This window comes from Jeotgalibacillus proteolyticus (genome assembly GCF_002926065.1).
GTDB lineage: Bacteria > Bacillota > Bacilli > Bacillales > Jeotgalibacillaceae > Jeotgalibacillus > Jeotgalibacillus proteolyticus.
The window spans coordinates 279,207-292,119 of sequence record NZ_PREZ01000004.1 but is presented as its reverse complement, the minus strand read 5'-3'; the positions used below and the strand labels follow the sequence as shown (position 1 = coordinate 292,119).

16 protein-coding genes are annotated in these 12,913 nt (G+C 44.5%); all 16 read left to right on the top strand.

Features of this window, described 5'->3' with window-relative positions:
* The first annotated feature begins 64 nt into the window (after positions 1–64).
* The 16 genes from C4B60_RS11785 to csrA all read left to right on the top strand — a co-directional run bounded on the left by C4B60_RS11785 (position 65) and on the right by csrA (position 12,695).
* Entirely contained in the window at positions 65–916 is an 852-nt protein-coding gene (locus C4B60_RS11785) for a DegV family protein (RefSeq protein WP_104058206.1), read from the top strand.
* Between the two features lie 46 nt (positions 917–962).
* A complete protein-coding gene (locus C4B60_RS11780) occupies positions 963–2,375 on the top strand; it encodes an ATP-dependent helicase ComFA (protein WP_104058205.1) in 1,413 nt (470 codons plus the stop codon).
* Positions 2,372–3,061, top strand: a complete 690-nt coding sequence (locus tag C4B60_RS11775; protein ID WP_104058204.1) for a ComF family protein — start codon at positions 2,372–2,374, stop codon at positions 3,059–3,061. Before C4B60_RS11780 ends, C4B60_RS11775 begins: the two co-directional genes overlap by 4 nt.
* A 145-nt stretch (positions 3,062–3,206) precedes the next feature.
* Entirely contained in the window at positions 3,207–3,557 is a 351-nt protein-coding gene (locus C4B60_RS11770) for a hypothetical protein (protein ID WP_135122115.1), read from the top strand.
* 125 nt (positions 3,558–3,682) lie between these two features.
* Positions 3,683–3,946 (top strand): flagellar biosynthesis anti-sigma factor FlgM, encoded by a 264-nt coding sequence (gene flgM, locus C4B60_RS11765; protein ID WP_104058202.1) that lies wholly within the window; start codon positions 3,683–3,685, stop codon positions 3,944–3,946.
* Between the two features lie 111 nt (positions 3,947–4,057).
* Positions 4,058–6,112 (top strand): hypothetical protein, encoded by a 2,055-nt coding sequence (locus C4B60_RS11760; RefSeq protein ID WP_104058201.1) that lies wholly within the window; start codon positions 4,058–4,060, stop codon positions 6,110–6,112.
* Complete coding sequence (locus C4B60_RS11755) at positions 6,112–6,402, top strand: EscU/YscU/HrcU family type III secretion system export apparatus switch protein (RefSeq protein ID WP_342365037.1); 291 nt, start codon at positions 6,112–6,114, stop codon at positions 6,400–6,402. The genes C4B60_RS11760 and C4B60_RS11755 overlap by 1 nt, the downstream gene beginning before the upstream one ends.
* Positions 6,403–6,450: 48 nt before the next feature.
* Positions 6,451–6,900, top strand: coding sequence for a flagellar export chaperone FliS (locus C4B60_RS11750; protein WP_104058199.1), 450 nt, complete (start codon positions 6,451–6,453; stop codon positions 6,898–6,900).
* Positions 6,901–6,904: 4 nt separating this feature from the next.
* Positions 6,905–7,780, top strand: coding sequence for a flagellin N-terminal helical domain-containing protein (locus C4B60_RS11745; RefSeq protein ID WP_104058198.1), 876 nt, complete (start codon positions 6,905–6,907; stop codon positions 7,778–7,780).
* 84 nt (positions 7,781–7,864) lie between these two features.
* The gene (locus C4B60_RS11740) at positions 7,865–8,302 is read left to right on the top strand and encodes a YaaR family protein (protein WP_104058197.1); all 438 of its coding nucleotides are present in this window, start codon (positions 7,865–7,867) and stop codon (positions 8,300–8,302) included.
* 86 nt (positions 8,303–8,388) lie between these two features.
* A complete protein-coding gene (locus C4B60_RS11735; RefSeq protein WP_104058196.1) occupies positions 8,389–8,865 on the top strand; it encodes a flagellar protein FlgN in 477 nt (158 codons plus the stop codon).
* 25 nt (positions 8,866–8,890) lie between these two features.
* On the top strand, positions 8,891–10,522 hold the full coding sequence (flgK, locus tag C4B60_RS11730; protein WP_104058195.1) for a flagellar hook-associated protein FlgK: 1,632 nt from the start codon (positions 8,891–8,893) through the stop codon (positions 10,520–10,522).
* A 15-nt stretch (positions 10,523–10,537) separates the two neighbouring features.
* Positions 10,538–11,422 carry a flagellar hook-associated protein FlgL gene (flgL, locus tag C4B60_RS11725; RefSeq protein WP_104058194.1) on the top strand — a complete coding sequence of 295 codons (885 nt, stop codon included), beginning with the start codon at positions 10,538–10,540 and terminating at the stop codon, positions 11,420–11,422.
* Between the two features lie 21 nt (positions 11,423–11,443).
* A complete protein-coding gene (locus tag C4B60_RS11720; RefSeq protein ID WP_104058193.1) occupies positions 11,444–12,007 on the top strand; it encodes a DUF6470 family protein in 564 nt (187 codons plus the stop codon).
* On the top strand, positions 11,985–12,473 hold the full coding sequence (gene fliW, locus C4B60_RS11715; protein WP_245153954.1) for a flagellar assembly protein FliW: 489 nt from the start codon (positions 11,985–11,987) through the stop codon (positions 12,471–12,473). Before C4B60_RS11720 ends, fliW begins: the two co-directional genes overlap by 23 nt.
* Positions 12,474–12,476: 3 nt before the next feature.
* The gene (csrA, locus tag C4B60_RS11710) at positions 12,477–12,695 is read left to right on the top strand and encodes a carbon storage regulator CsrA (RefSeq protein ID WP_104058192.1); all 219 of its coding nucleotides are present in this window, start codon (positions 12,477–12,479) and stop codon (positions 12,693–12,695) included.
* Positions 12,696–12,913 lie beyond the last annotated feature (218 nt).

Here is a 12,913-nt window from a genome sequence, read left to right as displayed (position 1 = left end):
GAGGGGGATTTCCCGGGTGAAACACAAGGAAGAGGAAATTTCAACGTGGAGATAGGATGGTTTAATGAAAACGGCGATTGTAACGGATAGTACAGCATATATACCAAAAAAGCTTCGGGATGAGCTTTCCATTCATATGATTCCACTTAGTGTCATCATTGGGGGAGAGACGTATCAGGAGGAAGTGGATCTGACAACTGATGATTTTTATGAATCTGTCCGTGCAGAAAAAGATCTTCCGACGACATCTCAGCCGCCTGTGGGTCAGTTTGCAGCACTTTTTGAGGAGCTTTCGGCAGACTATGATGAAATTGTCTCCATCCATTTATCCAGCGGCATTAGCGGAACTTTCTCCGGTGCAGTTCAGGCGGGAGAAATGGTGGACGGTGTTCGGGTGTTTCCGTTTGATTCAGAAATATCCTGCATGGTTCAGGGGATGTTTGTGCTTGAAGCGGCTGAAATGGCGAAGTACGGCTGCTCAGGACAAACGATTATTGATTATTTAACTAAATTGAAAAAGACCACAAAAGCATACTTTATGGTAGACAGTCTTCAGCATCTTCAGCGGGGAGGCAGGCTATCAAATGCCCAGGCAATCATTGGAAGCCTGCTGCAGGTAAAGCCGCTGCTTCATTTTGTTGATACAAAAATTGAGCCGTTCGAAAAAATCCGCACGCGTAAAAAAGCGATGACCCGAATGGTCGAGCTTCTTTCAGAGGATGCAGCGAAATACGATCAGCTTCAGGCTGTTATTATCCATGCTAATCGCGAGGATGAAGCGCATGAATGGAAGCATGAATTAGAACAGCAGCTACCAAACGTAACATTCCGTATCAGTCATTTTGGACCTGTGATCGGAACTCATTTGGGCGAAGGGTCTATGGGGCTTGGCTGGATGGAAAAGGATGCTAAATAAGAGAGCGGCAATTGCCGTTCTCATTCTTAATTAAAAGGAGGCCTTTATGCGACAGATTTCCACTCAATCTCGTGAGCTTGGTTCAGTACTAAGCGGCAAACAGCTTCTCAAAGATGAAATCCTTCAGCAATTCCCTTCAAACGAACTCCACTATTATCTTCAAAAAAACTTCATTGAGCTCGTTCCTTCAATTGTTAAGAAAAAATATACGTATTCTTGTAACCGATGCTTTAATGATCAAAGCTATTTATTTTACGAACATCCCTGCACACGTTGTGAAAAGCTCTGTGTTTATTGCAGAAACTGTATCAACATGGGAAAAGCCTCCACCTGCAATCCGATCGTCAAATGGATTGGACCTCCTGTAATGCCCCCGGAATCTCCCTCAGAACCTATTCTTCAATGGAATGGCACTCTTTCAAAGCCCCAGGAAAAAGCCTCTCATCTACTTGCCCGATCAGTGAAAACCAAAACTTCAACACTCGTCCATGCGGTTTGCGGAGCAGGGAAAACAGAAATTCTTTTTCAGGCTGTTGAAGCGGCACTTGAAACAGGAAAGCGGATCTGTATTGCAACGCCAAGAAGGGACGTTGTCCAGGAGCTGTTTCCACGTTTTCAAAAAGCATTTCCGACAACCACTATTCAGGCGCTGTTTGGAGGGAGTGAGCATAGAAACGACGGGGCGCACGTAACCATTTCAACCACTCACCAGCTTTACCGCTATCAAGATGCCTTTGATGTGATGGTGATTGATGAAGTGGATGCGTTTCCGAATACGGCAGACCTGACGCTTCAGCGAGCTGCCAAAAACGCTCAAAAGCCGGATGGGACATTAATTTTTTTAACTGCTACACCTACTCAGCCCATCCTTTCACAAGTTAAAAAAGGAACGCTTCAGTCAGTCAAAATCCCTGCACGCTACCACGGCTGCGCAGTGCCTGAACCGAAAACCAAATGGATCGGAGACTGGAAAAAAGCGATTGAGAAAAATAAGGTTCCCTATTCTTTACTACAATGGCTAAAGCCAAGAATTTTAGCAAAAAAGCCTGTACTGCTCTTTTTACCTGATATCCCTTCGATGCTGAAGCTTGAAAAACTGCTGACTCCTTACACACCAAAAATTAAATCTGTTCATGCAAAGGATCCTGACCGCGGTAAAAAGGTAGAGGAAATGAGGAAAAAAGAAATCAACCTTCTGCTCACCACGACTATTCTGGAGAGAGGGGTGACTTTTTCCAATGTAGATGTTGCTGTATTGGGTGCAGAGAAAACCATTTTTACTGAAAGTGCACTTGTTCAAATCGCAGGAAGAGCGGGGCGTGATCGAAATTTTCCAGAGGGGGATGTAACTTTCTTTCATCATGGTCATACAGAAGCTATTCTGAAAGCCCAAAGACATATTCAGCAGATGAACAGGGAAGCAAGAAAAGCAGGCTTATTGAAGGCGGAAAAAGCATGAAACGCTGCATCTCATGTCATGAGCCCATTCTTTTAGAGATGCGGTGGAGTGATCTGTTTACAAAGCAGACCATTGACCCTTTATGCAGCGAGTGCAAAAGCGTCTTAAAGCCCATTGTTCCTGATCGAATCTGTTCAATTTGCTCACGGCAAATGAACGAAAAAACATATGCATGCAGTGACTGTAAGGCCTGGTCAGCGCATCCTCTCTACTCTGATGTGCTGCATTCCAACCGCTCCATTTATCTTTATAGTGAAGAGCTTAAAGAGCTGATCAAACGCTTTAAATATGATCGGGATTATTATCTGGGCGCCTGCTTTTCTATGCAGATTAAAGAGGCCTTAAGCAGCATGGCACCTTACGATTTCCTCGTTCCCATCCCTATGCACCCTGCAAAAGAAAAGAAAAGAACCTTTAACCAGGCAGAGGCACTTCTTGCTCTTTCTGGTCTGCCCTGTCATCATCTTCTTATAAGAGCCGAAAGCTCCTCATCAGCTCAGGCACAAAAAAACCGGCATGACAGGCTCCTATCTCAAAATCCATTTAGCTCAACCAAAAAACTTAACAATCAGTCGATCGTGGTTATTGATGATCTATATACGACCGGCACAACGATCAGGCATGCTGCTTATGCATTAAAGCAGGCAGGTGCGGGAAAGGTTTCTTCCATAACAGTTGGAAGATAAAGAAAGGATGAAAATCCTATTTTAATATCGATGATGACGTTTTTAGATTATAATAAGAAAAAAAGGCACAAGGAGAGTACGAATGGAAGAGTTACGAAATTGTTCCTCCTGTTTTAAGGTTTATTTTTTTAAGGGTGTAATTGATATGTGTTCTGAATGTCACGCCGAAGAAGAGGCTTCTTTTAAGCAGGTATTTTCCTTTTTAAATGAAAATCCTCAGGCAGGGATCGATCAGATTGTTGAAGCTACAGGCGTAAAGGAAGATCTGTTGTTTAGATGGGCAAAAACAAGACGTTTTCAGGCATCTCACTTTCCCGGAATCGGCTACCCGTGTGAAAAGTGCAGCACAAAAATTAATCAAGGAAAGCTTTGCTCCAGTTGTATTGAAGACATTAACCGTGAGCTGGCGATTTTTGAAGCAGGGCGTAAAACAGTCTCTCCTGCTCCTGAAAGGAAAACAACGTATTTTTCAACTAGAAGCAATCGTAAGAGATAAAATAAATAACAGGCGCATGGGACTTTCATTCTAATTTCCCTATGCGCCTTTACTTTTTTAAAAAGCAGCCGATATAGTGAGTAACAAGCAGCCTTATTTAAGAAAGGAAGCAAGGTGATTCGACGATGAAAATTAATTCAGTAAACAGTGCAAATATTAACCCATACAAACAGCAGCAAACGAAAATTGACCAGATGAAAACGCAGCATGTTCAGCAGGCAGACAAGGTTGAGATTTCAACCAGGGCAAAGGAAATGCAGGAAACAAACCGTATCCAGACAGAACGTAAGGAGAAGGTTGATCAGCTGAAGACAGAGGTTGAAAACGGAACGTATAAATTAGAGCCAAACCGAATCGCAGCAGATCTGGCTAAATTCTTTCAGAAATAAAGCAGTGAGGCTGCAATTCCGGTGCAGCCTTTGCTTATTTCAAGATGCTCTTAGTTGAGCTCTTTTTTTTGGAAAAAATATTTTAGGTGCTTTAACAGGAGGTGCAAAACCATGCAGGTACATAATCAACAGGGCATCCTATCTCCTCTTCCAGGAGGCGGTTCTTTTGCTTTAAACACAGGAGGAATTTATAAGGCCAAGGTAAAAGAAACGCTGCCAAACAATGAAGCGGTCCTTGAGGTCTTAGGACGTGATGTAAAGGTGAAGATGGCAGACAGTCTTTCAGGAGAAGGGAAAATAGCCGTTGAGATTACCGGGACAAAGGATGGTTTGCCTGTCGCAAAGGAAGTGACAGCTCCTAAAGGCGCAGAGACGAAGCCGGCTTTAAACCAGACAATCGCAGAGGGGAAACCTATGTCCTCTGATTTAAAATCTGCCTTCGATTTTTTGCAAAAAAAAGGGGTCACACTGGACCGGAATGGACTAAACGAGCTTAAGAGCTTTATGGAGAAGAGTGAGGGAACGGTACAGGAGAAACTCGCAACGGTTGAAGCTGCTGTTAAAAAGCAGCTTCCTATTACGTCCAAAGTTCTGCATGCTGTTCATTCTGCGCTGCATGGCGAGTCATTTGGACGAGCGGTCGGCGAAATCCTGAAGGCTGAGGGAATCGAACCGTCGCAGCAGACCAGATCTTTACAGGACTTAGGAAGTGTGAAATCAGTGACAGTTTCGTCCTCTTCTGCTATAGAAGCTGACTCATTAGAAGCGATTCAGCAGGCGATCAAGCTTGTGGCGTCTAACCCTGATTTGAAACAGGTGCTTCAGTCTATTCAGCAGATTCTTTCGGATGGTGATGTAACTGATAAAGGGAAAGCCTCCATTCAGCAGGCAGTACAACAGGCAAATGCTGCAATCGAAAAGGGGCAGGAGCTTAAAGCGCGTTCACTTTTAATGAGCGGGCTTCAGGAAGCAGGTGCCGGTCTAAAGCCTGCTATGGCAGAGGCGCAAAGCAGCTATCTTTTTTCAGAAGAGCTTTTATCCGCACTCCCGGCCCAGTCAAAGGACGTCATTGTGACAAAAATAACGGAAAAACTCTCTCAGGCAGCGATTGATTTTAAAGGTATCCAGCGGGATATGCTCCGCAATCTGAGTCAGCTCGAGAGTCAGGCAGGAAGGCCTCTCCCTCAGACGAAGCCTCTACTTGAAGCGACAATCAAGATGCTCGATAATGCGATTTTAAAAAGTGATTTTATGCTTTATACCGATATGGATACAGAAAAAAAGCTGCTAAAAGCCAGCTCACAGCTTGCAGAAGCTTCAAAGCTTTTAGGAAGAGGCCAGCTGGCAGAAGCAGGCAAGCTTGTTGCTGAGATAAAGGGCGTTGTGGAGAAAATTCAATTTAAGCCTGCTGAGGTTCGTGTGCAGCATATGGTATCAAAAGAGCTGCTTCTAATGGATGCTCCATCTTTAACCAAACAGGCTGCGGCATCAGTAGCTCAGTCGCTTGAGCGTGTTCAAATGGAGCCAGGCGGACGAAACCTTTTCGAACATATCCGCAACATGGGTCTGACTCAGGAGCATGACATTTCCCATTCTCTTTTAACAAAAGGCAAGCCGCAGGAGGAATTAAGCTCCTCTTTAAAAAGTCTGCTTTTGCAAATGGTCCAGTCAGATGCGGAAGCAGGGATGAAGCAAAAAGGAGACTCAATTCTCAGCCAGCTGACCGGACAGCAGCTATTAAGTAAAACTGACACCTCAGGCCTGCAGAGCATGGTCATGTCTATTCCTTTTCTTTTGGGCGATAAAGTAGAAGGCTTTAAGGTGTTCCTTCAATCAAAAAACGGTCAGCAGTCAGTCGATTGGAAAAATTGCAGTCTTTACTTTTTATTTGAAACGAAAAAACTGGGTGATGTAGGAATCGCTTTAATGGCTGTTGATCGCACGCTTTCAATTAAAGTGAAAAATGACAAGCCGGGCTTTGAAGAGAAAATGCAGCCGCTGGCAAATGCGGCTAAAGAAAGGCTGCAATCGATTGGCTATGAAATTGGCAGCATTCAATTTACGAAGCTTTTAAAAGAAAGCAACGCGCAGCAAAAGGATGAAGCAAAGCCGACTAAGGTAACCCGCGCTGCGATAACTGAGAAAGGGTTTGATTTTAGCGTATGATGCCAAAATATTTTAACCATGCCGCTTACAAAAAATTAAACGGCCCCTCTGCGGCTGTTCTTAAATATGATGATGAAGGCGGACCGCCAAAGGTGGTGGCGAAAGGAAACGGTCTTCTTGCTGAGCGGATCATTGAGCTTGCAAATGAGCATGATCTTCATCTGGAGGAGAATGAAGGACTGCTTTTAAGTCTTCTTGAGCTTGATCTAGGCGACAGCATTCCTCCGCAGCTTTATACCGTCATTGCAGAAATGATGATTTTCATCGAAGAAATGGACAAGCGCTATTAAATGAAGCGGTAAAATAGCCGATAGGAGTAATAGGCAGGAGGAGAAGCGATGAATTTTTTAACTAAAGAGCTTATTTACCAAAAGTCGTCTCAGGAATTAACCTCACTTTTATATGAAGCTGCAATTATTAATTTGCAGGATGCTATTACCTTTATAAATAGCAAGCAGTTTATTGAAGCAAACGAAAAGCTGCAAAAAACAAATGACATCATCAGGCGGCTGGGAGCGGGGCTGAACTATGAGTCCGGCATTATCGCAGACCAGCTTGATGCTTTATATAATTACATAGCAGAAAAGCTAATCGAAACGAATTTAAAAAAAGATGCTGTCTTAGCTCAGGAGCTGCTGACGATTCTTGAAGATTTATTTTCTTCATGGAATGAGGCTCAAAAAGCAGCAGGATCAGTAAACCGGGCGATCAAAAAACCTGGTACGCTTTACGAAAAACAAGTGATGGTTCAGGGAACCGGCCATTATGGCACGGAAGAGAGGAAGTAGAAATATGAGAATCAACCATAATATTCAGGCGTTAAATGCCTACCGAAATTTAAATCAGACGATGGGTGCTACTTCAAAAAGTCTTGAAAAGCTTTCTTCCGGGCTTCGCATTAACCGGGCGGCCGATGATGCAGCAGGCCTTGCCATCTCAGAAAAAATGCGCTCACAAATCCGCGGTCTTGAAATGGCGGAACGCAACACACTTGATGCGGTTTCATTAATTCAAACAGCAGAAGGAGCGCTTTCATCTGTTCATGATATTCTTCAGCGCATGAGAGAGCTTTCCGTTCAGGCAGCTAATGGCACGCTTGAAGGGCAGGATCGTCAAGCGATTCAAACGGAAATCAATGAACTCACCCTTGAAATTGATCGGATTGCTGATACAACTCAATTTAATCAGAAAAAATTGCTAAGCGGCTCAACAGCAGCAGATGGCCAGCTAAGCGTCAAGTTCCAAATCGGCAGCAATCAGGACGAAATGCTGACGCTCTCACTCAGTCCGATGGATGCTTCGAAGCTTGGAATTGGAAGAACTGCTGCAGACGCACCTTCAGCTCCAGGCACTAATGCTGTAAAAGGAGTCAATATCGGAACAGTTGAAGCGGCATCTCAGGCGATCACAACCTTTGAAAATGCCATCCGTCTTGTTTCAGAGGAGCGTTCAAAGCTTGGTGCAATTCAAAACAGACTGGAGCACACGGTAACGAATCTTCAAACTGCAAATGAAAATCTTACATCTGCTGAATCCCGTGTACGCGACCTTGATATGGCGAAGGAAATGTCCGCCTTCACACGAAATAATATTTTAAACCAGGCAGGACAGGCAATGCTTGCACAGGCAAATCAGCTGCCGCAGGGAATTTTACAGCTGCTTCAATAAAGCATCAGGTTGGGGAGGAAACCGTCCATTAGGTTCTTCCCTTTTTACAATTAATAGATTAAGAGCAGGCAAGGTGGGGATTAGATGGAAATACAGCGAGTGTCAAAAACGGGTCCGGCCAATAGCATTCAAAAAACAGAAACAGCGAAGGAGTCTGTTTCGTTTACTGAAGTCATGAAATCAAAGCGCGGGGACGTATTGATTGAAAAAATGTCTACAATGGCAAAGGATGTTGAACAGCAGGGAAAGGTTCTTGCTGAGTCGAGATCGATTGATGACCTGAAAAAATATAAAAAACTCGTGAAGGAATTTATGGAGGAAGCCGTGGGCAATGCCCTGCAGCTAGAGGATCAAAGAGGCTTTAACCGAAGAGGGCGGACAAAGGTATACAAAATCGTAAAAGAAATTGACCAGAATTTAGTCCAGCTGACAAATGAAGTGCTCAAAAAAGAAGAAAATGGTCTCACGATTCTAAGCAAGATCGGGCAAATTCAAGGCTTGCTTATTAATGTGTACACATAATTAATCCTGCATGATTAACTTGAAAACGGAGATTTATTGCCGATAAAGAAAGAGAGACTTTATTACGAATAAAAGAGGGATGGCAGATGACAGGACAACCGCTCATTCAGGTGCTTGATAAAACGCTGAAGCTGCATAAAAGCCTGCATCAGCTGGCACTTAAAAAAACTACTATTATTAAAGAGGGAGATATTTCCCGATTAAATGAGTTAATGAAAGAAGAACTGAAGCATGTCAGCGCGATTCAGATGCTTGAAGGCAAACGAAGCGGGCTTGCATGTACGATAACCGGAAAAAAGGAGAGCACCTTAACGGAGTGCCTGCCGTTTTTACCTCAAGGGGAGCAAAAGGAGCTAAAGCTTTTGCAGGGTAAAATGGAAGAGGTCCTTTCCGGACTAAAAGAACAGAATCAATTAAACCAGCAGCTGATTGAGCAGTCGATGCAGTATGTGTCGATGAACCTCCATCTCCTTATGCCACAGGCAGAATCCCAGAGCTACAGCAGCCAGGGACAGGAGCAGTCAGCGGATCATATAAAACCTATTTTTAATTCAAAAGCGTAAATGAACGATAAAAGGAGGGTAAACCATGAGCTCAACTTTTCACGGACTGGAGGTCGCCAGACGTGCGCTAAACACGCAGCAAAGCGCCCTGCACACGACAGGTAACAATATCGCAAACGCCAGCACGCCGGGCTATTCACGCCAGCGGGTAAATATGACTCAGACATCAGCTTTATCGATCGGCGGAATGAACCAGTCAATCACTGCCGGACAGATCGGAACCGGTGTTCAGGCAGGGTCCATCCAGCGGATACGGGAAAGCTTTCTTGATGATCAGTTCCGAAATGAAACCACAAAGCTTGGATACTGGGATGCAAAAAGAACATCGCTTAGCCAAATGGAGGATGTTTTGAATGAGCCTTCATCCAATGGCCTTTCAGCTGTGATGGGCGAGTTTTGGCAGTCTCTTCAAGATCTTTCGGCAAATCCTGAGAATACAGGAGCCAGAGGAGTAGTTCTTGAAAGAGGACAGTCTGTGGCGGATACCTTTCATTATCTTAGTGATTCATTGACTAAAATCCAGCAGGACATCGGCAAAGAAATCAGTCTTGGCGTTCAGGGCGTAAACTCTCTGCTTGAACAAATCAGTCAGTTAAATAGTCAGATTAAAAGCGTTGAGCCACGCGGCTATCTGCCGAATGACCTTTATGATAAACGGGATGCGTTAGTGGACGAGCTTTCTCTCATGATGGATGTAAAGGTTACGAAAACACCGGCTGGCGGCAACAGCTCCTCTCAGGCAGAAGGAATTTATACGATTTCAATGCTTGGAGGGGATGGCAAGGAATACGCGTTAGTCAACGGGGACCGCTTCAACAAACTCGGATTTGCAGGCCCTGACGAGAAGCTTTCTGTTAATACGCCAACGCCTATCACCTCCATCCAATTTTTCAACAGCAGCGGCAGTCCACTTACGACATCTGTACCGATTGCAAATGAATCAGGTAAAGTAACCTTTTCACAAGGAAAGCTGTTAGGAATGATTGAATCCTATGGCTACAGCTATACGAATTCAGGCGGTAATGAGGTAAACAAGGGAATGTATCCGGACATGCTGAATGATTTAGATAAGCTGGCCTTTACGTTTGCGAGTGTGTTTAATGAGGTGCATGAAAAAGGCTATGATCTTAATGGAGAAAGCGGAAAGCCTGTATTTATCCTTAATGGCAGCACGTCACAGGGAGCAGCAAAAGCGATTCGTCTTGCTGATCTTGACACCCAGGACATTGCTGTATCCATGACCGTAACGCAAAATGGTACCGTTCATGCAGGGAACGGTCAAAATGCATTGAATCTGGCGAATATTCCGAGCATGCTTCTATCAAATGGCGTGATTTCTCTCCAGGGAACAGCCGACACCATTGATTTAAGTAGCTATGGACTCGGTCAAAATGGATCTCTGAACTCTTTTTATGAGGGAATGATCGGACGGCTTGGCGTAAATGCAATGCAGGCAAACCGGATGACACAAAACAGTTTGCTGTTAAGCCAGTCTGTGGACGAAAAACGCATGTCGGTTAGCGCCGTTTCTTTGGATGAAGAAATGACCAATATGATGCAATTCCAGCATGCCTACAATGCGGCAGCACGAAATATTACAATGGTCGATGAAATGCTTGACCGGATTATAAACGGAATGGGCTTAGTCGGAAGATAAGGAGAGTGAAAAAAGATGCGCGTAACGCAATCGATGATCGCAAGCAGTATGCTGCGTAATTTATCTCAAAGCTTTGATCGGATGGGGACATTGCAGGAGCAGGTTGCCAGTCAGAAAAAGATCAACCGTCCATCCGATGATCCGGTTATTGCCATGAAGGGTGTTACCTACAGACGCAATCTTCTTGAGATCGAGCAGTTTAAACGGAATTACGGCGAGGCGTATAACTGGACGGAAAACTCTGATGCTGCACTGGATAAAACCGGCGGCGCTATGCAGCGGATCCGCGAATTAACCGTACAGGCGGGAAATGATACATACGACGCTGAACAACGAAAATCCATCAGCGAGGAAATCCGCCAGCTGAAGGAGCATATTGCCGAGCTTGGCAATACAAAATTCGGTGATAAGTATTTGTTTAATGGAACGAATACGCTTGAGAAGCCTATCAATCTCTCTCATGAGCCGGCTAAAACCTCAACAAATGCTGAACCGGTTCAAATAGAACTGTCTAAAGGGATTTTTGTTTCGGTAAATGTAAATGGGGGGCAGATCTTTTCCCCTGAACTGTTCGAGGATCTTGATGCGCTGATTGGAGCATTAGAAGATCCTGAATCGACCGGCGAAGACATTGGCGGCTATTTAAATCAATTGGACGGTCATATGAACAACATCACAAACACCCGGGCAAATCTTGGTGCAAGACATAACCGGATCGAATTGATGGAGGTTCGTACAGGTGAGATGGAAGTAATCTCAACGAAAATCATGTCCCAAAATGAAGACATTGATTTTGAGCGGACTGTAACAGATTTAACCGTTCAGGAAAGCATTCACCGTGCTGCTCTTTCCATAGGCTCACGAATCATACAGCCCTCTTTAATCGATTTTCTACGTTAAAAATGATCAGAGGTGATTCACATGCAAATCACACAGCTGCGCATGCAATCGAGTCCTGCAATTCTTGGCATTAATCATACAGAGTCTTCGCAATCAATCCGTCAGCCAAAAGCAGAGCTGAATCTTCAGTCGCCTAAAGCAGAAATGAGTATCCGTTCTCCGAAAGGCATTCTGACGATCGACCAGTCACAGGCCTGGGCTGCAACAGGGCTAAAGCCAACGTCACAGCAGATTGCTGACGAGGCAAGAAAAGGAATCCAGGAGGCCTATGCCGGGACGAGCAGGAGAACAAGAGAAGGAACGCAGTTAATGGAGATTGAAAATGGAGGAAACGCAGTCAGCCGAATTGCCAGGCAGAGAAGCGACCTACCCATGAAATTCTCCAATATAGGGTTCATTCCGCCTCCGGTTAGTGTTAAATTGAAGTATCAGCCAATAAAACCTGATATTCAAGTAACCCCGCAAAAGGTCCAAATGGATGCCCGCGTGCAAAAGCCTCTTATTCAGTATCAGCCAGGTACGGTTTCATTTCATATGAAACAAAAGGAATCACTTGAGATCCATGCGATTAATCTGGAAATCTAACAAAAAAGGAATGGAAGCTATGAGAACGCTGCAAACAAAATACCACGGTCCTGTGGAAGCTGCAATAGAAGATGTATGGCGCTTTGAAGCAGGGATACCGGGCTTTCTGGACGAAAAGGAATTTATCTTACTTGCTTTCCCTGAAAACGAATTATTTCATGTGCTTCAATCCACTACTACTCCAGGACTCGGCTTTGTCGTAACAAATCCGTTTACCTTCGTCGGCGATTATCAATTTAAGCTTGAGGATGCCACCGTTACAGCACTCCAGCTTGAAAAGCCAGAGGACGCAATGATTCTCGTCATTTTAAATGTTCAGGAGCCTTTTGAAAAAACAACAGCCAATCTGCAGGCGCCGGTTGTGTTTAACACCGCAAACCAAAAAGCAAAACAAGTAATCTTAACAAGCAGTGAGTACTCAACACGTGAACCCATCATGCATCAATCGCTGAAAGGAAGTGAGTGAAGCATGTTAGTATTGACACGTAAAACAGGTGAAGCAATAAAAATCGGCGATGACATCGAAATCACGATCGTCAGCACAAACGGCGACCAGGTGAAGCTTGGCATCGACGCTCCGAAGCATGTGGATATTCACCGCAAGGAAATCTACCTGAGCATTCAGGAGGAAAACGAGTCGGCTTCAGTTGGGGTTGCGGATGTGTTTAATTTATTGGGTAAGAAGTGAGTGTGCCTTGAGGATGAGGCGCGCTTTTTTTATTCGAAGGGTAAAGCCGGTTCACTGCGCTTCAGAGGGCGCTTTCCGCGGGGCGGGGCTTGAGCTAACTTGCTAGCGCAAGTGGATCTCAAGCTCCCGCTCTATCCCGCTGGAGTCGCCCTCTTCCGCTACGTTCACCTCGTAATATCTATATAAATCCCTTTCACATTTATGTCACAGGACTTTTA